21 protein-coding genes are annotated in these 20,553 nt (G+C 67.5%); 10 read left to right on the top strand and 11 right to left on the bottom strand.

Going from position 1 to position 20,553, the window contains the following annotated elements:
• Window positions 1–152 precede the first annotated feature (152 nt).
• Window positions 153–1,394, bottom strand: a complete 1,242-nt coding sequence (gene serA, locus AC07M7_RS12695) for a phosphoglycerate dehydrogenase (protein ID WP_046983718.1) — start codon at window positions 1,392–1,394, stop codon at window positions 153–155.
• A 170-nt stretch (window positions 1,395–1,564) separates the two neighbouring features.
• Between serA and AC07M7_RS12690 the strand changes: the two genes are divergently transcribed.
• From AC07M7_RS12690 to AC07M7_RS12680, 3 genes are all read left to right on the top strand, one after another.
• Window positions 1,565–2,953, top strand: a complete 1,389-nt coding sequence (locus AC07M7_RS12690; RefSeq protein WP_197619379.1) for an FAD-binding oxidoreductase — start codon at window positions 1,565–1,567, stop codon at window positions 2,951–2,953.
• A 62-nt stretch (window positions 2,954–3,015) separates the two neighbouring features.
• Window positions 3,016–3,315 carry a DUF2388 domain-containing protein gene (locus AC07M7_RS12685; RefSeq protein ID WP_046983720.1) on the top strand — a complete coding sequence of 100 codons (300 nt, stop codon included), beginning with the start codon at window positions 3,016–3,018 and terminating at the stop codon, window positions 3,313–3,315.
• A gap of 10 nt (window positions 3,316–3,325) precedes the next feature.
• Window positions 3,326–5,152 carry a DUF7844 domain-containing protein gene (locus AC07M7_RS12680; protein ID WP_495207518.1) on the top strand — a complete coding sequence of 609 codons (1,827 nt, stop codon included), beginning with the start codon at window positions 3,326–3,328 and terminating at the stop codon, window positions 5,150–5,152.
• Here AC07M7_RS12680 and AC07M7_RS12675 read toward each other — a convergent pair.
• Window positions 5,130–6,206, bottom strand: coding sequence for an ATP-binding protein (locus AC07M7_RS12675; RefSeq protein ID WP_046983722.1), 1,077 nt, complete (start codon window positions 6,204–6,206; stop codon window positions 5,130–5,132). The genes AC07M7_RS12680 and AC07M7_RS12675 overlap by 23 nt on opposite strands.
• Window positions 6,206–6,922, bottom strand: a complete 717-nt coding sequence (locus AC07M7_RS12670; protein ID WP_136639671.1) for a response regulator — start codon at window positions 6,920–6,922, stop codon at window positions 6,206–6,208. Before AC07M7_RS12670 ends, AC07M7_RS12675 begins: the two co-directional genes overlap by 1 nt.
• Window positions 6,923–7,052: 130 nt before the next feature.
• On the opposite strand from AC07M7_RS12670, the gene AC07M7_RS12665 reads away from it, so the two are divergent.
• From AC07M7_RS12665 to AC07M7_RS12650, 4 genes are all read left to right on the top strand, one after another.
• On the top strand, window positions 7,053–8,201 hold the full coding sequence (locus AC07M7_RS12665) for an efflux RND transporter periplasmic adaptor subunit (RefSeq protein WP_480982663.1): 1,149 nt from the start codon (window positions 7,053–7,055) through the stop codon (window positions 8,199–8,201).
• A gap of 37 nt (window positions 8,202–8,238) precedes the next feature.
• Window positions 8,239–11,388, top strand: a complete 3,150-nt coding sequence (locus AC07M7_RS12660; protein WP_495207517.1) for a multidrug efflux RND transporter permease subunit — start codon at window positions 8,239–8,241, stop codon at window positions 11,386–11,388.
• Entirely contained in the window at window positions 11,369–11,761 is a 393-nt protein-coding gene (locus AC07M7_RS12655; RefSeq protein ID WP_046985646.1) for a nuclear transport factor 2 family protein, read from the top strand. Before AC07M7_RS12660 ends, AC07M7_RS12655 begins: the two co-directional genes overlap by 20 nt.
• 83 nt (window positions 11,762–11,844) lie before the next feature.
• On the top strand, window positions 11,845–12,537 hold the full coding sequence (locus AC07M7_RS12650) for a COG3650 family protein (RefSeq protein WP_495207516.1): 693 nt from the start codon (window positions 11,845–11,847) through the stop codon (window positions 12,535–12,537).
• Between the two features lie 50 nt (window positions 12,538–12,587).
• Here the strand turns inward: AC07M7_RS12650 and AC07M7_RS12645 are convergent, their stop codons facing one another.
• The 6 genes from AC07M7_RS12645 to AC07M7_RS12620 all read right to left on the bottom strand — a co-directional run bounded on the left by AC07M7_RS12645 (window position 12,588) and on the right by AC07M7_RS12620 (window position 16,695).
• Window positions 12,588–13,133: a hypothetical protein gene (locus AC07M7_RS12645; protein WP_495207515.1), complete on the bottom strand. Its 546-nt coding sequence runs from the start codon at window positions 13,131–13,133 to the stop codon at window positions 12,588–12,590.
• The gene (gene yeiP, locus AC07M7_RS12640) at window positions 13,123–13,689 is read right to left on the bottom strand and encodes an elongation factor P-like protein YeiP (protein ID WP_006363947.1); all 567 of its coding nucleotides are present in this window, start codon (window positions 13,687–13,689) and stop codon (window positions 13,123–13,125) included. The genes AC07M7_RS12645 and yeiP overlap by 11 nt, the downstream gene beginning before the upstream one ends.
• Window positions 13,690–13,738: 49 nt before the next feature.
• Window positions 13,739–14,509 carry an SDR family oxidoreductase gene (locus tag AC07M7_RS12635; RefSeq protein WP_136639666.1) on the bottom strand — a complete coding sequence of 257 codons (771 nt, stop codon included), beginning with the start codon at window positions 14,507–14,509 and terminating at the stop codon, window positions 13,739–13,741.
• Between the two features lie 100 nt (window positions 14,510–14,609).
• Window positions 14,610–15,506: a hydroxymethylglutaryl-CoA lyase gene (locus AC07M7_RS12630; protein ID WP_136639665.1), complete on the bottom strand. Its 897-nt coding sequence runs from the start codon at window positions 15,504–15,506 to the stop codon at window positions 14,610–14,612.
• Entirely contained in the window at window positions 15,503–15,904 is a 402-nt protein-coding gene (locus AC07M7_RS12625) for a VOC family protein (protein ID WP_046985651.1), read from the bottom strand. Before AC07M7_RS12625 ends, AC07M7_RS12630 begins: the two co-directional genes overlap by 4 nt.
• A 2-nt stretch (window positions 15,905–15,906) precedes the next feature.
• Window positions 15,907–16,695 carry an enoyl-CoA hydratase/isomerase family protein gene (locus AC07M7_RS12620; protein WP_046985652.1) on the bottom strand — a complete coding sequence of 263 codons (789 nt, stop codon included), beginning with the start codon at window positions 16,693–16,695 and terminating at the stop codon, window positions 15,907–15,909.
• Between the two features lie 119 nt (window positions 16,696–16,814).
• Here AC07M7_RS12620 and AC07M7_RS12615 point away from each other — a divergent pair, with 119 nt between their 5' ends.
• Genes AC07M7_RS12615 through AC07M7_RS12605 form a run of 3 tightly spaced genes read left to right on the top strand, consistent with a single transcriptional unit; the run spans window position 16,815 to window position 19,185 of the window.
• Window positions 16,815–17,069 (top strand): FeoA family protein, encoded by a 255-nt coding sequence (locus AC07M7_RS12615; protein ID WP_046985653.1) that lies wholly within the window; start codon window positions 16,815–16,817, stop codon window positions 17,067–17,069.
• The gene (feoB, locus tag AC07M7_RS12610; protein WP_046985654.1) at window positions 17,066–18,931 is read left to right on the top strand and encodes a ferrous iron transporter B; all 1,866 of its coding nucleotides are present in this window, start codon (window positions 17,066–17,068) and stop codon (window positions 18,929–18,931) included. Before AC07M7_RS12615 ends, feoB begins: the two co-directional genes overlap by 4 nt.
• Entirely contained in the window at window positions 18,931–19,185 is a 255-nt protein-coding gene (locus AC07M7_RS12605) for a DUF6587 family protein (RefSeq protein ID WP_495207514.1), read from the top strand. Before feoB ends, AC07M7_RS12605 begins: the two co-directional genes overlap by 1 nt.
• Window positions 19,186–19,313: 128 nt before the next feature.
• On the opposite strand, the gene AC07M7_RS12600 is transcribed toward AC07M7_RS12605, so the two are convergent.
• Together AC07M7_RS12600 and AC07M7_RS12595 are read right to left on the bottom strand one after the other, a co-directional pair.
• On the bottom strand, window positions 19,314–19,775 hold the full coding sequence (locus AC07M7_RS12600; protein ID WP_495207513.1) for a DUF4304 domain-containing protein: 462 nt from the start codon (window positions 19,773–19,775) through the stop codon (window positions 19,314–19,316).
• 180 nt (window positions 19,776–19,955) lie between these two features.
• Window positions 19,956–20,537 (bottom strand): NAD(P)H-dependent oxidoreductase, encoded by a 582-nt coding sequence (locus AC07M7_RS12595; RefSeq protein WP_136639662.1) that lies wholly within the window; start codon window positions 20,535–20,537, stop codon window positions 19,956–19,958.
• Window positions 20,538–20,553 lie beyond the last annotated feature (16 nt).

Below are 20,553 nucleotides of genomic sequence, written 5' to 3'. Positions count from 1 at the left end.
ACCTAGAGCCGAACGGTCGCCCGCGCCGGGCTCTCGGCACCTAAGGTGCCAGAGTCGCAAGAGATAAGAGCCGAGCCGATGCTCGGCTCAATGCGGGCCGGAACCGCAGCCGAGCATGGGCTCGGCTCTACAAGTGCACGGCGGGATCCGCGTCAATACAGGATGCGCGTGCGCAGCGTACCCGGAATCGCGGCCAGCTCGTCGCGCACCGCAGCAGCCTGTTCCTCGCTGGCGGTGATATCGATCACCACGTAGCCCACCTTCGGGTCGGTGCGCAGGAACTGGCCGTCGATGTTGACGTTGTGGCGCGAGAAGATCTCGTTGACCTTGGACAGCACGCCCGGCACGTTCTGGTGGATGTGCAGCAGGCGCAGGCTATCGGCGTGCTCGGGCAGGGTCACTTCCGGGAAGTTGACCGCCGACAGCGTGCTGCCGTTGTCGCTGTAGCGCACCAGCTTGGCCGCTACTTCAATGCCGATGTTGTCCTGTGCTTCCAGCGTACTGCCCCCCACGTGCGGGGTCAGGATCACATTGTCGTGGCGGGTCAGCGGCGATTCGAAGATATCACCGTTGCCCTTCGGTTCGACCGGGAACACGTCCAGCGCTGCGCCGCCGAGGTGGCCGCTGGCCAGGGCTGCATCCAGCGCATCGATGTCGACCACGGTGCCGCGCGCGGCGTTGATCAGGTGCGCGCCCTTGCGCATCTTCGCCAGCTCGGTGCTGCCGATCATCCACTGTGTGGACGGGGTTTCCGGCACATGCAGGGTGACGATGTCGGCGCGTGCCAGCAGGTCGTCCAGGCTGGCGGCCGCACGGGCATTGCCCAGTGACAGCTTGGTTTCCACGTCGTGGAAGATCACCTGCATGCCCAGCGATTCGGCCAGCACACCCACCTGGGTGCCGATGTGGCCATAGCCGATGATGCCCAGTGTCTTGCCGCGCACCTCATGGCTGCCGCTGGCCGACTTCGACCAGCCGCCGCGATGGCATTCGGCGTTCTTCTGCGGAATGCCGCGGGTCAGCATGATCGCCTCGGCGATCACCAGTTCAGCCACGCTGCGGGTATTGGAGTAGGGCGCGTTGAACACCGGGATGCCGGCCAGCTCGGCTGCGTCCAGGTCGACCTGGTTGGTGCCGATGCAGAAGCAGCCCACTGCGATCAGGCGCTTGGCCTCGGCCAGCACTTCGGCACTGAGCTGGGTGCGCGAACGGATGCCGACGATGTGTGCCTCGGCGATGCGTGCCTTCAGTTCGTCCTCGGGCAGCGCCTTGGTGTGCGCTTCGATCTGGCTGTAGCCGGCGGCGCTGAACACCTCCACGGCGGTCTGGCTGACCCCCTCCAGCAACAGCACACGGATATCCTGCTTCGGGAACGAGGTCTTCTTCGGCGACATGGGGCAACACGGCCAGTGGGACAGGGGCTGACCACTATGCCAGATCGTGTCGCCCATGGTGCAGTGCGCAATTGGTTGCATCCGTAGCTATCTGCACGGCTGCGGGGGCTGGACGCTGGCGCGTGCCACTGGCACGCTTACCCGTTCTTCACGCACCGCGCTGGACCGTCATGACTGATTCCCGCATTGCCTCGCTGCAGCAGGCCTGTCCCGGCCTGAAGCTGAAGACCGACCCGGCCGACCTGGAACATTACGGGCGCGACTGGACCCGGCGCTGGACGCCGGCGCCGCTGGCTATCGCGCTGCCGGCCACGGTCGAGGAAGTGCAGGTGGTGATGCGCTGGAGCGCAGGCGAGGGCGTGGCCGTGGTGCCGTCCGGTGGCCGCACCGGCCTTTCCGGTGGCGCGGTGGCTGCCAACGGCGAGCTGGTGCTCAGCCTGGAGCGGATGAACAAGGCGCTGGCCTACGACGCGGTCGATCGCACCCTGGTGGTGCAGGCCGGCATGCCGCTGGAAGCCGTGCACAACGCCGCGCTGGACCACGGCCTGATCTACCCGGTGGATTTTGCCGCGCGCGGGTCCTGCACGATCGGCGGCAACATCGCCACCAATGCCGGCGGCATCCGCGTGATCCGCTACGGCAACACCCGCGAGTGGATCGCCGGGCTGAAGGTGGTCACGGCTGATGGCGAGTTGCTGGAGCTCAACAAGGGCCTGATCAAGAACTCCAGCGGATATGACTTCCGCCAGCTGCTGATCGGCTCGGAAGGCACGCTGGGCGTGATCGTCGAGGCGACGGTGAAACTGACCGACCCTCCGCCGGCCAGCAACGTGATGCTGTTGGCACTGCCCAGCTTCGACGTGCTGATGCAGGTATTCGCCGCGTTCCGCGCACGCCTGCAGCTGCAGGCCTTCGAGTTCTTCACCGACCGGGCACTGGAGCACGTGCTGGCACATGGCGCACAGGCGCCGTTCGACGAAGTGCACCCGTATTACGTGGTGACCGAGTTCGCGGCCGGCGACGAGGCTCAGGAAGCGGCGGCGATGGCGGCCTTCGAGGACTGCATGGGTAATGGCTGGGTCAGCGACGGCGTGATCAGTGCCAGCGACGCCCAGGCCGCGCAGCTGTGGCGCCTGCGCGAGGGCATCACCGAATCGCTGGCGCGCTACAAACCCTACAAGAACGACGTTTCAGTGCGGATCTCGGCGATGCCGGCGTTCCTGGCCGAGACCCAGGCGCTGATCGGGCAGGCCTATCCGCATTTCGACGTGGTCTGGTTCGGCCATATCGGTGACGGCAATCTGCACATCAATGTGCTCAAACCCGACGACACCAGTGACGCTGATTTCGTGGCGCAATGCGAGCACGTAACCAAGCTGCTGGCACAGGTGCTGGCCCGCTTCGATGGCAGCATCTCGGCCGAGCACGGTATCGGTCTGGTCAAGAAGGGCTACCTAGACAGCACCCGCGGCCCGGCCGAGATCGCGCTGATGAAGGCGGTCAAACGCGCGTTCGATCCCCAAGCGCGGCTGAATCCCGGCAAGCTGTTCGACCTCTGAGTCGGGCAATTCCTTCACGTACCCGCTACGCTCCACGCACCTTCACAACCGGCTTCGAACCGATGACCCGTCCGCTCCTGCTGCTCGCCCTGCTGTCCCTGCCGCTGGCCGGCTTCGCTTCCAGCTTCGCTGGCACTTCGGCCGGCTCGGCCACCGGTGCGTCCTCCGGTTCGTCGGGCAGCAGCTCGGGCGATGACAAGGTGGTACTGGCTGCGCGCGACGATGCGGCTGCGTTCGTCGCCAGCGACGGCCAGATCCGTGGCGCCCGCCTGCAGGCGGCGCTGGTCCACCTGCGCGAGCAGAGCACCGCCGCACAGCAGCAGAGCGACCTGGAACTGGCCCGCACCCTGCTGGCGCGTTGATCCGGGCCGCATGACACCCGTGTTGAATGCCGCCGGGCATCGCCCGGCGCCACCGAAACGCGGGTGGCTTGTCGCATTGGCGTGGCTGGGCATTCCCGCGGCATATGCCGCTGACCGCCTGCAGCTGGACCCTGCCGGTCTCGACCCGGCGCAGCAGCAGCTCGCCCTCCAGACCCTGGCCGACGTGCAGTCGCTATTGCCGCAAGGCCTGCTGCACGCCTTGCCTGCGCAGGTACGGGTGGCCTGGCGCGATGACCTGCCGGATGACGTGCACGGCCGAACCTTCGCCGGTCACATCGCGCTGCGCCGCGAGTTGCTGGATGACGGCATGCCCGGCGCCCGCCGTGCGCGCCGCAGTGCGTTGGTACACGAGCTGACCCATGTTGCCGACCGCAGTGGCGCGAACTGGTCGCGCAGTGCGCGTTGGCGGGACCTGGCGGGGTGGCAGCGCAAGCCGTGGCACCTCGGCCGTGGTGACAACGACTTCCGTGACCGTAGTCCGGATGCCTATGAACTGAAAAGTCCGGCCGAGTATCTGGCGGTGAACGCCGAGCATTTCGTGCTCGACAGTGAGTTCGCCTGCCGGCGACCGGCGCTGGCGCAGTGGTACCAGGCGCATTTTGGAGCGCCGCCTTCGCTGCCTCAGCCGCACTGCTCTACGACAATGCCGTTGCTGCAGGCCGAACCGGAAGAGGGCGCTGCATCGCTGCTGCAACTTGACCCGGCACGCGTCTACGCGGTGGATTACCTGTTTGCCGAAGGCAGTGCCCAGCCGATGAGCCGCTGGGGCCACAGCATGCTGAGGTTGGTGATCTGCCGGCCTGGCCGTGCGCCGGGGCCGGACTGTCGCCTGGACCTGGAGTACCACCGGGTACTGTCGTTCCGTGCGTTCGTCGGTGACGTGCAGATTTCCAACTGGCGTGGGCTGACCGGCGGTTATCCCTCGCGGCTGTTCGTGCTTCCGCTGCAGCAGGTTGTGGACGAGTACACCAAGGTCGAGCTGCGCGGGTTGCAATCGCTGCCGTTGCAGTTGGAGCGCAGCGAGATCGCCAGCCTGCTTGAGCGCACAGCACAGGTGCACTGGAGCTACGACGGGCGCTACTACTTCGTCAGCAACAACTGCGCGGTGGAAACCGCAAAGCTGTTGCAGGCCGGCGTGCCGAGGTTGGGCGAGGCAGGCCTGGCCCAGCTCAGCCCGCGTGGGTTGAAGCGGCGGCTGTCGCGGCTGCAGGTACTGGATGAGCAGGTGCTGGCTGATCGCGATTCAGCACAGGCGCAGGGTTACTACTTCGCCTCGGCACGCGACCACTACCAGCAGTTGTTCGGCGTGGCGGCAGCCCGGCTGGCATTGCCCGCACGTGATGTACGCGGCTGGTTGAAGCTGCCTGCACAGCAACGGGCACCGTGGTTGCTGAAGGGCGACCTGCGCGCCAGCGCCGGCCTGCTGCTGCTGGAACAGGCCGCACAGCGGCGTGCCGAGCTGCGCGCACGTGACGTGCTCAAGCGCCGGTTGCTGGCCGCGCCCGACAGCGCAGAAACCCGCAGCCTGCGTGGGCTGCTGGAGCAGAGCGGGCAATGGCTGCGGCCGGGCACCCTGCTGCGGGACGCTGGCTACGGGCTGCCGTTGGCTGACGAACAGGCGGTGCTGACCGAGGCCGTGTCCGCCGCCAGCGCACAGGCAGTACCGGCGTGGCAGGCGCTGCGCGTGCAGCTGCGTCAGCAGCTGCCGGTGAAGCAACGCGATGAGATGGATGCGATCGATGCCAACCTGGCCAGGCTCGGCGCGCATCTGCGCGAACAGGCCGCTGCACCGGCTACTGGCGCGGCAGTTCGATGACGAAACGGCTGCCGCCGGCACTGCCCGGCGAGCAGTAGACGCGGCCGCCGTGCGCGTCTGCGATGGCCTTGACCACCGCCAGACCCAGCCCGCTGCCGCCGCCCTGGCGTGAGCGCGAGCCATCGGCGCGCATGAACGGGGTGAAGATATCGGCGTGCAAGGCCGGGTCGATGCCCGGGCCCTCGTCCTCGATCGCCACCTGCACATGGCCGGGCGTGTCGTGCACAGCAATCCGCACCTTGCCCGGGCTGGCGTAGCGGCGCGCGTTCTCCAGCAGTGCCAGCAATGCCTGGCGCAGCCGGGTCGGATCGCAATGGGCTGTGTGCTCCTCGCGGCTGGTTTCCAGTTCCAGCACGAAGCCGGCGGCGCGGAACTGGGGGTCGACCAGGGTCATCACCGAATGCACCTCGGCCACTACGTCGGTGCGCGCGCGGCGTACATCCAGCCGTGCATTGTCGGACAGGCTCAGCACGCGCAGATCTTCGATCAGGCGCGACAGGCCTTCGACCTGGGCAAGCAGGCTGCGGAACTGGGATTCGTCTGGCTGGAAGACTCCTTCGGCCAACCCTTGCAGGCGGCCGCGCAGGATCGTCACCGGTGTCCGCAGCTCATGGGCGATGGCCGCATGCCACATCGAACGTTCGCTCTCCATGTGCTGCAGGCGGCGCGCCATCGCATTGAAATCCTCGACCAGGGTGGCCACTTCGCCCGGCGAGTTTTCCTCGACGCTGGCGCGCGCGCCGAGGTCGCCGCCCGCGAGCGCGCGCACGCTGTCGACCAGTGAATTCAACGGTGACAGGATGCGGTGGGCAAGACGGAACGAGGCGGCGATGGCCAGTGCCAGGCCAGTCAGGATCACGCCGACCATCCATGCCAGTTCGGGGCCGGTCGGCAGCCAGCTTTCCGGCTCATCGGTAGTGCCGGGGAAGAATTCGACCAGCACTGCATACAGCAGCCAAGACGACAGGATCATCATCACGATGACGCCGATCACCATCAGCGACATCGAAACGATGATGTGGCGGCTGAGCCCGGAGCGGCGCAGTCGGGCCATCAGCGGTCGGCCATCAACCGGTAGCCGACACCGCGCACGCTGGCAGGAACGTTGACCATGCCAACTTCATCCAGCTTGCGGCGCAGCTTGCTGACATGGCTGTCGACCGTGCGCTCCAGCGCCTCGCTTTCCGGCAGACATTCGTGCATCAGTTCGCTGCGACTGAAGATGCGGGTCGGCGCCAGCGCCATGCAGTGCAGCAGCTTGAACTCGGTGAGCGTGAGCAGCACCTCGTGGCTGTAGCCTTCGCCCTCGACGTGCACGGCATGGGTGGCCGAATCGATCAGCAGCGGGCCCACGCGCAGTGCGGTGGGCGCGTCCACGCGCGAGGTGCGCAGCGTACGCCGCAGCACGGCACGCACGCGCGCCGCCACTTCGGCGGGATTGAACGGCTTGACCACATAGTCGTCGGCGCCCATGCGCAGCGCGGTCAGCTTGTCCAGGTCCTGGTCCAGTGCAGTCAGCATTATCACTGGCGTCTCGCCGCGCTGGCGCAGCTGGGTCAACACGCTCCATCCATCCAGGCGCGGCAGCTGCACATCGAGCAGGACCAGGTCGGGGCGGGCGCTGCGATGCAGGTCCAGCGCACTGTGGCCGTCGGCGGCACGGAGCGTGCGCAGTCCTTCGCGTTCGAGGTAGGCGGTGAGAATGTCGGCGATCTCGCCCTCATCCTCAACGATCAGGACGAGGGCGGCGAGGGCAGGGGAGGCTTGCATGCGGGGGGCGGGGCCTTAAGGTGCTTGCCTCCATCGTATCTCCACAGTTCCTCCATCGAAACCCCATCATCGCCACGCAGACTGCACGCTTCAGAACCTATCAGCCGCCTGCGCGGCATTGTGCACAACAATGAGAACCTTCAGGACTCCGGTCGCGTTGATCGCGGCCCTCGCCCTGGCCATGACGGCCTGTTCCTCCCCCGACGCCACGCCCGAAGCCGCACCGCGCGTCAGCGTGGTCACTGTCGGCCCGCAGGTGGTGCAGCGTGACGACGAGCTGCCCGGCCGCGTGGCCGCGGTACGTACCGCGCAGATCCGCGCCCAGGTGGGCGGCATCGTGCAACGCCGGCTGTTCGACCAGGGCGCGGAAGTCAGCGCCGGCGAGGCGCTGTTCCAGATCGATCCGGCCGCGTTCAAGGCCGACGTCGATTCGGCATTGGCCGCGCTGCAGCGCAGCGAGGCGGCACTGGGCCGCAGCCGCGTGCAGTCGCAGCGCCTGCAGGCACTGGCCGCCGCACAGGCGGTCAGCCAGCAGCACCGCGACGATGCCAGTGCCGAGTACGAACAGGCCCGTGCCGCGGTGAACGAAGCGCGCGCGATCCTCTCCCGCCGGCAGCTGGACCTGCGCTATGCGACGGTCAGTGCGCCGATTGCCGGCCGCATCGACCAGGCGCTGGTGACCGAAGGTGCGCTGGTCGGCGTGGCCGATACCGAGCCGATGGCGGTGGTACAGCAGATCGACCAGGTCTACGTCGACGTGCGCCAGCCCGCCGCGCAGCTGGAGTCGCTGCAGCGCAGCGCCGCCGGTGGCGGCGAGTTGCCGGTAACCATCATCGGCGCCGCCGGCAAGCCGATGCCTGAGCGCGGACAGCTGCTGTTCTCCGGCATAAACGTCGACGCGCGCACCGGTGACGTGATCCTCCGCATCCTGGTCGACAACCCGGGTCGTCAATTGTTGCCGGGGATGTATGTGCGTGCCCGGGTGCCGCGTGGCGCGCCGACCAGTGCATTGACCGTGCCGCAGCAGGCAGTGCTGCGCAGTGCTGGCGGCCAGGCGTACGCCTGGGTGATCGGTGGCGATGGCAAGGCAGTGATCCGCACGCTGGAGGTCGACGGCAGCGTTGATCGCCAGTGGCTGGTGCGCACGGGCCTGAAAGCGGGCGAGAAGGTGGTGGTCGAGGGCCAGGAGCGCCTGCAGGAAGGCGTGGTGGTCGATGCGCGCGACTGGCGGATGCCGGTCGCCGGCGCCGGTGCGGTGCAGGCCGGCAGCAAGGGCTGAGCCTGTCCCGGTCCAGCCCCTCCAGGAAAAATCCAACATGGCACGTTTCTTCATCGATCGCCCGGTGTTCGCCTGGGTGCTGGCGATCTTCATCATCCTGGCCGGCGTGCTGGCGATTCCGCGCCTTGCGGTGGAGCGCTATCCGGCGGTTGCGCCGCCCAGCGTCAGCATCTACGCCAGCTACCCGGGTGCCAGCCCACAGACATTGAACGATGCGGTGGTCGGCCTGATCGAGCGCGAGCTGTCCAGCGTCAAGCACCTGCTGTACTTCGAATCGTCGGTGGATACCTCCGGTGAGGCCTCGATCACCGCCACGTTCAAGCCTGGCACCAATCCGGAGCTGGCGCAGGTGGACGTGCAGAACCGGATCAAGGCGATCGAGCCGCGCCTGCCGCGCAGCGTGCGACAGAACGGCCTGTTCGTGGAGGCTGCCGATTCCGGCTTCCTGATGCTGGTCGGCCTGCGTTCGCCGGATGCCAGCGTGAGTGAGGCAGCGCTGGGTGACTTCATGGCGCGCAACATCATCGAAGAGCTGCGGCGCATCGATGGCGTCGGCCGTGTGCAGCTGTTCGGTGCCGAGCAGGCGATGCGGGTGTGGCTGGACCCGACCCGGTTGACCGGCTACGGGCTGACCATGGGTGATGTGGCCAGCGCCATCGAGCAGCAGAACCTGGAGATCTCGCCAGGGCGCATCGGTGATTCGCCGGGCGTGCCAGGCCAGCGCATCACCGTGCCGCTCAGCGCCGACGGCCAGCTGTCCACGCCGGAACAGTTCGCGGCGATCGTGCTGCGTGCCGGCGCCGATGGTTCGCGCGTGCTGCTGGGTGACGTCGCCCGCATCGAGCTGGGTGCGCAGAGCTACGCCTGGGGCACCCGCGAGGACGGCCATCCGGCGACGGCGGCCGGCGTGCAGCTGCGCCCCGGAGCCAACGCAGTACGGACCGCCTCGGCGGTGCGCGAGCGCATGGCCGAGCTGGCGCCGCTGCTGCCGCGTGGCGTGCAGTCGAGCATTCCGTTCGACACCGCGCCGTTCGTCAAGATCTCGATCCAGAAGGTGGTGCAGACGCTGCTGGAAGCGATGCTGCTGGTGTTCGCGGTGATGTACCTGTTCCTGCAGAACTGGCGCTACACGCTGATCCCGGCGCTGGTCGCGCCGATCGCGCTGCTCGGCACCTTCGCGGTGATGCTGGCGCTGGGCTTCTCGATCAACGTGCTGACCATGTTCGGCATGGTGCTGGCGATCGGCATCATCGTCGACGACGCGATCGTGGTGGTCGAGGGCGTGGAGCGGATCATGGCCGAGGAAGGCCTGCCGCCGCGCGAGGCGACCATCAAGGCGATGCGCGAGCTGACCGGTGCGGTGATCGGCATCACCCTGGTGCTGACCGCCGTGTTCATCCCGATGGCCTTGGCCAGTGGCTCGGTGGGCGCGATCTACCGTCAGTTCACCGTGGCGATGGCGGTGTCGATCCTGTTCTCGGCGCTGCTCGCGTTGAGCCTGACGCCGGCGTTGTGCGCGACGCTGCTGCGCCCGAACACCCATGGCCACCATGGTCGTGGCGGGCTGTTTGGTGCCTTCAATCGTGGCTTCGAGAGAATGACCGGGCGCTACCAGCGTGGCGTGGCTTCGGTGCTGCAGCGCAGTGGGCGGGTGATGGGCGTGTTCGCCGCACTGGTGGTGGCACTGCTGCTGGGCCTGCACTGGTTGCCGGGTGCGTTCCTGCCAGAAGAAGACCAGGGCTATTTCATGACCTCGATCCAGCTGCCGGCCGAAGCCACCGCCGAGCGCACGCTGGCCGTGGTCGAAGCCTACGAACAGCATGTGGCGTCACGCCCGGGCATCGGCTCCAACCAGTCGATCCTCGGCTACAGCTTCTCCGGTTCCGGCCCGAGCGCGGCACTGACCTATACCATGCTGAAGGACTGGGGCGAGCGTGCAGGGGCCACTGCAGCCGGCGAAGTGGAGGCCGCGCAGAAGGCGATGGCGACGATTGCCGAGGGCGAGGTGATGAGCGTGATGCCGCCGGCCATCGACAGCCTGGGGCGTTCGTCCGGCTTCTCGCTGGCGCTGCAGGCGCGCACCGGGCAGGGCCAGGCAGAGCTGCGCGCGGCCCTGCAGCGGCTGCTGAAACTGGCCGAGGCCAGCCCGCTGCTGTCGGAGGTGCATGCCGATGGCCTGCCGGCCGGCACCAGCGTGCGGCTGGACATCGATCGGGCCAAGGCCGAGGCGATGGGCGTGGGTTTCGCCGATATCAGCAGCACGCTGTCGGCAGCGATGGGCTCGCAGTACGTCAACGACTTCCCCAACAAGGGACGGCTGCAGCAGGTGATCCTGCAGGCCGACGCCTCGCACCGGATGGAACTGGAGGACGTGCTGAAGCTCTACGTGCGCAACAGCGAAGGCGGCATGGTGGCGTTGTCCGAGCTGGTGACCCCGCACTGGACCGAGGCACCGCTGCAGCTGCAGCGCTATCTCGGCTTCCCGGCGCTGAACCTGTCCGGCGCACCGGCCTCCGGCGTGTCGACCGGCCAGGCGATGGCGGAAATGGAGCGCCTGGCCACGCAGCTGCCGTCCGGCTTCGCCCTGCAATGGACCAGCCAGTCGCTGCAGGAACGCGAATCCGGCGCACAGGCGCCGTGGCTGTTGCTGCTGTCGATGCTGGTGGTGTTCCTGGTGCTGGCGGCGCTGTACGAGAGCTGGTCGATTCCGCTGGCGGTGATGCTGGTGGTACCGCTGGGCCTGCTCGGTGCGGTCGTGGCGGTGTTGCTGCGCGACATGCCCAACGACGTGTTCTTCAAGGTCGGCATGATCACGGTGATCGGGCTGTCGGCGAAGAACGCGATCCTCATCGTCGAGTTCGCACGCCAGCTGCAGCAGCAGGGCCGGGGCCTGGTGGAAGCGGCGCTGGAGGCGGCACGGCTGCGCCTGCGGCCGATCGTGATGACCTCGCTGGCGTTCGCGCTGGGCGTGGTGCCGCTGATGCTGTCGCAGGGCGCATCGAAGGAAACCCAGCAGGCGATCGGGACCGGCGTGTTCGGCGGCATGGTCAGCGCGACCGTGCTGGCGGTGTTCTTCGTGCCGGTCTTCTATGTAGTGGTGCAGGGCGCGCGGCAGTGGATCGCGCAGCGCCTGCGCAGACGCCGGCCGACGCCGGAAGGATCCGTGGATGGAACGGAACATCGTTGACGATCTGCATGAACTGCAATTGAGGGCGCTGGAGCAGCGCCTGTGCGAAGCGCTGTTGGGCGATGATCACGATGCGCTGACCGCGCTGGTATCGCCGGCCTTGTTCATGATGGACGGGCAGGGTGGGCGCATGCTCGACCTGCCGTGGTTGCGCGAGTGGCTGGGCGGCCGCCTGCAGGTGCATGGCCTGCAGTCCTGCGCGACGGAAACGCTGCTGTGTGGCCGCTTGGCGCTGCTGTCCAGCGACGTGCGCTTGTCGGTGCGTGAGCAGGGCCAGGAGCGCGAGCTGAAACTGCGCCTGCTGCGGGTCTGGACCTGCAGTTCCGGCGGCAGCGGCGCACAGTTGCTGTCGATGGCGGTGCTGGCCGCATGAACGCGGTCAGGCCGCTTTCAGGCCCCGCTCACCGGCAGGTGGTAGGGTCGAACATCTATGTAGTGTCGACAAGGAGTCGAGCCATGCGTGTAGTTCCCAGTCTGTTGGCAGCCTCCCTGGGGTTGGTGCTGGCCGCGTGCCAGCCGGCCCAGCCGCCCGTCGCGGGCAGCAGCAACCCCGAACCGGCTGCTCCTCAGCCAGGCGCCAGTACCGGCGCCAGTGTCGGTAGCGAGACCACCTATCGCTGTGGCGATCTGGACGTGCGCGCGACCTTCAATGGCGAGGATGCGGCCACGGTGGTGATCGGCGACCGTACCTTCGCCATGACCTCCGAGCGTGCGGCTTCCGGCGCCAAGTACGGTGATGGCCAGGACAACACCTTCTGGACCAAGGGCAGCGATGACGGCCTGCTGAGCCTGAAGGGTGAGGCCGACCGCGAGTGCCATGCGGTGGAAGCCACCGAGGGCGATGGCAGCGCCGGCAATGCCGCGTTCCGTGCCACCGGCAACGAGCCGGGCTGGCTGGCCATCGTTGACGGCGACACGCCCGGCCTGCAGGTGGAAGTCGACTACGGCGAGCGTCGCTTCGACGTCGCCAAGCCCACCGAAGGTGCTGACGGCTGGAGCGGCAAGGCGTCCGATGGCACCGACGTCAAGCTCAGCTTCCAGCGTACTACCTGCCAGGACGACATGAGTGGCGAGGCGTTCGATGCCAAGGTGAACCTGACCATCGGCACCCGCCAGTATCACGGCTGCGGCAATTTCGGCGCGAAGTAACGCGTGATTGCGCGGATCGGTGGCGCCGGGCGATGCTCGGCGTTGATCGATCAGCCTTCGCAGGGCTTCAGGTCGAGATCGAAGTCCAGGTCATAGCGGCTGTTGATCCCGATCAGCGCTTCGCGGACAGCGCAGTCGCCGCGATGACGCGCGACCAGATCGGTGAAAATCTTCTTGCGGCCCTCGCAGTACTTGGCGCTGGCCTCTTCCAGTTCGCGGCGACGCTCGTCGTCGTACGGCTCTTCGCCAGCGAAGTGCTGGCAGGTGTTCTCGCGCGCGAGGAAGGCCTGCACGTCGGTCGGCATCGCGCAGTAGATGCGCACGTCGTCGACGTCATACACGTCCTCCGATACCGGGCAGCCTGCGGCTGCGCGTGCCTTGTCCAGTTCCTCATCGCCCGAGGACAGCTCGGCAGTGGGCTCCGCTTCGGCGGTAGCCTCCACGGCGGCCAGTGCCTCCACCGCCGGTGCGGCCGTCACGGCCGGTTCGACCGGTGCGGTCTTCGGCGCAGCATCGGCCGTGCTGTCCGTTGCCTGCGGCGAACACGCCGCAAGCAGGGACAGGCAACCGATCAGCGCAAGGCGCTTAGTCGGCACGGCCAGCGAATTCGCCGGTGGCGGTGTTCACCAGCACGCGCTCGCCGTTGACGATGTACTCCGGCACCATGATTTCGATGCCGGTGTTGAGCTTGGCCGGCTTCGGGCGCTTGGTGGCGGTGCCACCCTTCAATTCCGGTGGCGTCTCGATCACTTCCAGCACCACCGAGGCCGGCAGCTGGATCGCCACCGGCTGCTCATCGATCACCTGCACGTAGATGCCGGTCAGGCCGTCGGTGATGTAGCCGGCGTCGTCGCCGATCACGTCCGCGTCCAGGGTGTAGGGGGTGTAGTCCTCGTCATCGAGGAACACGAACGCATCGCCGTCCTTGTACGAATAGGTGGACTGGCGGCGCAGCAGTTCGACCTCGACCAGGTTGTCGTCGGCATCGAAGCTGGCGTCGAGCTTGTTGCCGCCCGGCACGCTGTACATGATGAAGCGGAAGCGGACGTTGCCGCCGCGACCCTGCGGCGAGCTGCGCTCGATGTCGCGGATCTGGTACACGCCGTTGTTGAACTCGACGACGTTGCCCTTCTTGATGTCGTTGGCTTTCATGGTGATCTAGGTCGTTGGGGGAGGGCGCCGTCCCGGCGCCCGGGGGGAATCACTTCGGAGCGAGCCGGGTAGCGCCGTCCAGGCGGATGGTCTCGCCGTTGAGGTAGGTGTTGCCGAGGATGAAGCCGACCAGGCCGGCGAAGTCTTCCGGCTTGCCCAGGCGCGACGGGAACGGGATCGAGGCGGCCAGCGATTGCTGCACGGCTTCGGGCATGCCGTCGACCATCGGTGTCCAGAACACGCCCGGGGCGATAGTATTGACGCGGATGCCGAAGCGCGACAGTTCGCGCGCCATCGGCAGCGTCATCGACACCACGCCGCCCTTGCTGGCGGCATACGCGGCCTGGCCGATCTGGCCTTCGTAGGCAGCGATGCTGGCGGTGTTGATGATCACGCCGCGCTCGCCGTCCACGCCGGCTTCGTTGTGCTGCATGCGGTTGGCCGCAGCCTTGGCGATGTTGAAGCTGCCGACCAGGTTCACCATCACTGTGCCCTGGAAGCCGGCAAGCGGCATCGGGCCCTCCTTGCCGAGTACGCGGCCGGCACCGAGGATGCCGGCGCAGTTCATCGCGACGTTCAGGCCACCCAGGAAGTCGTGGGCCTGGTCGATGGCCGCAGCCACGGCTGCCTCATCGCTGACGTTGACGTTGAAATAGCGGGCCTTGTCGGCACCCAGCCCGGCAACGGCGGCAGCACCCTTGTCGTCGTTGAGGTCGAACAGGGCCACCTTGCCGCCCTGGGCGACGAGGTGCTGGGCCACGGCCAGGCCGAGGCCGGAGACGCCGCCAGTGATCACGGCACGTACGGAAGACAGCTGCATTGAACGGTCCTGCAGGTTCGAGAACCGCCGATTCTAACGGAAGCCGCGACCGCCGCTGTTGTGCACTGCGCCGCCTTTGCGGGGCGGCGCAGTGCGGTGGTCAACCGGCCGTGGCCAGCGCCTGCCCGGTGCGGCTGGCAGTGGCGCGGCCGAGCAGGCCGGCCAGCCAGCGGCCGGTCTCGGCCAGTGCCGGCAGGTCCACGCCGCTGTCCAGGCCCAGGCCCTGCAGCAGGTAGACCACGTCTTCGCTGGCGACATTGCCGCTGGCGCCCTTCGCATACGGGCAGCCACCGGCGCCGGACACGGCGCTGTCGACCACGCGCACGCCTTCTTCCAGGCAGGTGGCGATGTTGGCGATGGCCTGGCCGTAGGTGTCGTGGAAATGCACGGCCAGCGCCTCCATCGGGATCTCGGCAGCGACCGCCTGCAGCATCGCCCGTGCCTTGCGCGGGGTGCCGACGCCGATGGTGTCGCCCAGCGAGATTTCGTAACAGCCCATCTGGTGCAGGGCGCGTGCCACGCGCACCACGTCGGCCAGCGGTACCTCGCCCTGATAAGGGCAGCCGAGCACGGTGGAGACGTAGCCACGTACGCGCACGCCATCGGCGGCGGCGCGGCGCAGGATCGGCTCGAAGCGGGCCAGCGACTCGTCGATGCCGGCATTGGTGTTGGTGCGGTTGAAGGCTTCGGACGCGGCGGTGAACACCGCCACTTCCTCCACGCCCACCGCACGGGCGCGGTCGTAACCCTGTTCGTTCGGGACTAGCACCGGGTAGTGGATGCCCGGCCGGCGCTGGATGCCGGCATAGACCTCGGCGGCGTCGGCCAGCTGCGGGACCCACTTTGGGCTGACGAAGCTGGTCGCCTCGATGCTGCGCAGGCCAGTGGCCGACAGGCGGTTGATCAGTTCGATCTTGTCGGCGGTGGAGACCGACTGCTTTTCGTTCTGCAGGCCGTCACGCGGGCCGACCTCGACGATGCGGACGTAGTCGCTCATGCGGCCACCTCGCTGACGGGGCGATGGCAGACCGCTTCGATGTTGTTGCCATCAGGGTCGAGCACGAAGGCGCCGTAGTAATCCGGGTGGTACCACGGGCGCAGACCCGGGGCACCGTTATCGCGGCCACCCGCGGCGAGCGCGGCGGCATGGAAGGCGTCCACCTGCGCGCGGCTGGCGCAGGCGAAGGCCACGTGCACGCCGTGGCTGGCGGTGCCGCCATTGCCAAGCCAGAAGAACGGCTTGCCGTCGCTGCCGAAGCCGATGTGGTCGTGGGCGCCGGTCTGTTCGGCGGTGACTTCCATCACCACGCCGATCTGCAGCGGTGCCAGTGCCTGCAGGAAGAAGGTCTTGCTGCGCGCCAGGTCGGCGCTGGTCAAACCAAGATGATCGAGCATGTTCAGGCTTCCGTGACCCAATGGGGGGCGCGCTTGTCGAGGAAGGCGCCCAGGCCCTCCTGGCCCTCGGCGGACACCCGCAGGCGCGCGATCAGGGCGGCATTATCGCGATCCAGGGCATCGCGGTCATGGCTGTCGCGGACCTGCCGCACCAGCTGTTTCGCTGACGACGAGGCGATCGGGCCGGCCTTGTCGAGCAGGGCCAGCTGGCGCTGCACAGCCTCGTCCAGGCGTTCCGGCTCGACCAGCTGGTGGACCAGGCCGATGCGCAGCGCGGTCTCGGCGTCGAAATGCTCGCCGGTGGCGAACCAGCGACGGGCCTGGCGCGGGCCGATGGCCTCGATCACATAGGGCGAGATCACCGCCGGCAGCAGGCCGAGACGGCTTTCAGTCAGGCCGAAGCGGGCCGAGCTGCTGGCGATGGCGATGTCGCAGCAGGCGACCAGGCCGACGCCACCGCCAAAGGCCGCGCCGTGGACCCGGGCCAGGGTCGGCTTGGGCAGTTCGTCCAGGGTACGCATCAGCCGTGCCAGCGCCAGCGAGTCCTCGCGGTTGTCGGCCTCGCTGGCGGCAGCCATACCGCGCATCCACTGCATGTCGGCACCGGCCGAGAATGAAGCACCGTGCCCGGCCACCACCACCGCGCGTACCGTGCTGTCGCGTCCGGCGGCTTCGAGTGCGGCGGTCAGCCGCGCTATCAGGCCGGCGTCAAAGGCGTTGTGCAGCTCCGGCCGGTTCAGCCAGAGGGTGAGGACGGCGCCACTGCGCTCGATCTGCAAAGCATCGTTCATGGGATTCCAGGGTCACTCCATACCTGTATGGATCATAGCGGGCCATTGGTCATGGGCCATGACGCGACGCGGGAATGTTAGAATCGAGAACCATTTACATCCAGCAGAGAATACGCTAGATGACGCTGTCCGAACTGCCGCTGCACACCTCGGCCGTGGTCGAGTCCGTGCAGGACCTCCATGCCAACGATGCCATCGCCCGTCGCCTGCGCGAGCTGGGTTTCGTGAAGGGCGAGGAAGTGCGCCTGGTGGCCAAGGGCCCGGTCGGTGGCGAGCCGCTGCTGGTGCAGGTCGGGTTCACTCGCTTCGCGCTGCGGATCAGTGAAGCCAAGCGCGTCGTGGTCGACGCCAACCGCCAGGAGCGTCGCGCATGACCGCTGCAGCCTCTACCGCACCGCTGCGCATTGCGCTGGTCGGTAACCCCAACAGCGGCAAGACCGCGCTGTTCAACCAGCTGACCGGCAGCCGCCAGAAGGTCGCCAACTACACCGGTGTCACCGTCGAGCGCAAGGAAGGCCGCCTGCGCGCGCCGTCTGGCCGTGAATTCGCAGTACTTGACCTGCCGGGCGCCTACAGCCTGCATCCGGCCAGCCTGGACGAGGCGATCACCCGTGATCTGTGCCGGGGCTTCTACCCGGGCGAAGCCGCACCGGACGTGCTGCTGTGCGTGATCGATGCCACCAACCTTCGCCTGCACCTGCGTTTCGCGCTGGAACTGCGCGAGCTGGGCAAGCCGATGGTGGTGGCGCTGAACATGGTCGATGCGGCCCAGCGCCGCGGCATCCAGGTGGATGTGGCCGCGCTGGAGCGCGAGTTGGGCGTGCCGGTGGTGGAGACCGTGGCGGTACGCAAGCAGGGTGCCAAGGCCCTGGTCGAGCGCCTCGACGCGATGGTGCCGCACCTGGACGCACCGGTGCCCGGCCCGGAGGGCGGCATCGACTACCACGCCAAGGTGCGCGAGATCCTGTCGGTGGCCGTGCGCATGCCGGCGCGCACTGCGAAGATCGACGACGCGCTGGACCGCTGGCTGCTGCACCCGGTGTTCGGCCTGATCAGCCTGGCGGTGGTGATGTTCCTGATCTTCCAGGCGGTGTACGCCTGGGCAACACCGTTGATGGACGGTATCGAGGCCGGTTTCGCTTGGCTTGGTGCCTTCGTCGGCAGCGTGCTGCCCGAAGGTCCGCTGGCCAGCCTGCTGACCGATGGCATCATCGCCGGCGTCGGTGGCGTGGTGGTGTTCCTTCCGCAGATCCTGATCCTGTTCTTCTTCATCCTGGTGCTGGAGGAATCCGGCTACCTGCCGCGTGCGGCGTTCCTGCTCGACCGCATGATGGCGGCCGCAGGCCTGTCCGGTCGCTCGTTCATCCCGCTGCTGTCCAGTTTCGCCTGCGCGGTGCCGGGCATCATGTCCACGCGCAGCATCCAGGACCCGCGTGACCGCCTGGCCACGATCCTGGTCGCGCCGCTGATGACCTGCTCGGCGCGCCTGCCGGTGTATGCGCTGCTGATTGGTGCGTTCATTCCGCAGAAGACGGTGTGGGGCGTGTTCAACCAGCAGGGCCTGGTGCTGTTCGGCCTGTATGCGGCCGGCATCCTCAGTGCGCTGGCGATGTCGTGGATCATGAAGAAGTGGCGCCGCGACAAGAGCGAGCACCCGCTGATGCTGGAGCTGCCGTCGTACCGCCTGCCGCATGTGCGCGACCTGGCGGTGGGCCTGTACGAGCGCGGCATGATCTTCCTCAAGCGCGTCGGCGGCATCATCCTGGCGCTGACCATCCTGCTGTGGGTGCTGCTGTCGTTCCCGGCGGCCCCGGTCGGCGCCACCATGCCGGCCATCGATTACAGCTACGCCGGCCAGATAGGCCATGCGATGGCGGTGTTCTTTGCGCCGCTGGGCTTCAACTGGCAGATCTGCATTGCGCTGATTCCGGGCCTGGCCGCGCGCGAAGTGGCGGTGTCCTCGCTGGCCACCGTGTACGCGCTGTCGGCGGCCGATGACGATGCCGCCAGCCAGGCACTGACCCCGCTGATCAGCGACGGCTGGTCGCTGGCCACCGCGCTGTCGCTGCTGGTCTGGTACATCTACGCCCCGATGTGCATCTCGACGCTGGCCACCATCAAGCGCGAGACCAATTCGTGGAAGACGATGGCCTTCTCGGCGTTCTACCTGTTTGCTGCGGCCTACGTGGCGGCGCTGATCACCTACCAGGTGACCAAGGCGCTGGGGGGCGGCTGATGGACGGCGGACTGCTGCTGCAGTACCTGATCATTGCGGTGGCCGTGCTGGTCAGTGCCTGGGTGGTGTTGAAGAAGCAGTTCCCCGGCACCGTGCGCAAGCTGCGTGGCGCGCTGGCGCTGGCCCTGCTGAAGCCGGACCGCGCCGCCTGGATGCAGGCGCTGGGGCGAAAGATCGCGCCACCAGCGAGCGGAGGCAGTGGCGCCTGTGGCGGTTGCGACAGCTGCGGACCGTCGCCGCCCAAACAGCACTGACTCTGCCTTGGTAGGTGCGAGCCTTCGGCCGGTAGGTGCGGGCCTTCGCCCTGTGGGTGCTGACTTCGCCCGGTGGGTGCGGACTTCGCCCGGTGGGTGCGAACCTTGGTTCGCACGCTTTCCGGGGTTCAGACCTCCCTGCGGATGATTGCCCGGAAGCTTCCATCCTGATTCAATCGCCGCACCGACTCCCGGTCTCCATGGGTTGTCGCGAAGCTCGCCACGTCGGCAAGGGCGCCGAGCAGCAGGCATTTCATCGCATCGCGATTGCCGGCCTCCAGCAGATCATCAAGATCCTGCTGGATGAAGGCCCGGCGCAGGCCTGGCGTCGCTTCGATCCGCCAGTCGACATGGGGCGTAGGAATGCTGGAGCGGTACCTGAAAGCCGTTTCAAGATCGTCAGGTGCAAGGGGATACTCGAGCAGCTCTGGAAAGTAGAGCCCGGCATTCACATAGAAGCCCCGGCTTTCACTGGCGCGTTGGTGATTCACGACAAGCAGGGCGGCATCCAGCAAGCGGTAGCGGGTCGTCGACGTGCCGGCAAAGCCGGTCTTCCTGGCGCACTTGCTAAAGACAGTCGAGGATTTCATGGGCTTTGCCTGGGCCGGAAGAGGGCTCTCAGCCTTTAGGTGCAGCGCCTTGGGGTCAATTGGCAAACGCGACACGCGCAACGAGCGCCGCAGGTAGGTGCAAACCTTCCAGGTGGGTGCAAATCCTCGCCCCAGGTGGGTGCGAACCTTGGTTCGCACGCTTTACCCATGGCTGCGGATCTACCCGGCCCGCGCTCCCAGCTCCGCTGCCAGTGCCAGCCATTTGTTGCGTTGCGCCGGGCTGCTGCTGCGCACCGCCCCCAGCCGGCTGGCCCGCACCGGGCGGATGCCGCAGAACTCCAGGATGGTGGCGCGGATCTGGGTGATGCCCGGGTCGCGGTAGATCCAGCGGTAGTACCAGGGCGGCGTGTCCAGCGTGGTGATCACGCGCGCGCTGCGCCCGGCCAGCAATCGGTCCCACCACACCGAATCGCGCCGGTAGCGGAAGGCGTACCCCGGCAACAGCACACGATCGAAAAAGCCCTTCAGCAGCGCCGGCATCGCACCCCACCAGGTGGGATAGACCAGCACCAGGTGATCGCAGGCCTCGATCGCATCGGCGGCGTCCTGCAGATCGGCTTCCAGTGGCTGGATCTGGCGATAGCCATGGCGCAGCACGGGATCGAACTCAAGGTCACCCAGTGCGATCAGTCGCACCCGATGGCCGGCGTTCTCGGCGGCGGTGGCGTAGCGCTGGGCGAGGGCGCCGCACAGGCTGTCGCGGTCGGGATGGCCCAGCAGGATCAGGATGGAGCGGGACACGGCAACCTCGGGCAAT

The organism is Stenotrophomonas sp. GW821-FHT09E08 (assembly GCF_059416125.1).
This window is presented reverse-complemented; position numbering and strand designations above follow the sequence as displayed.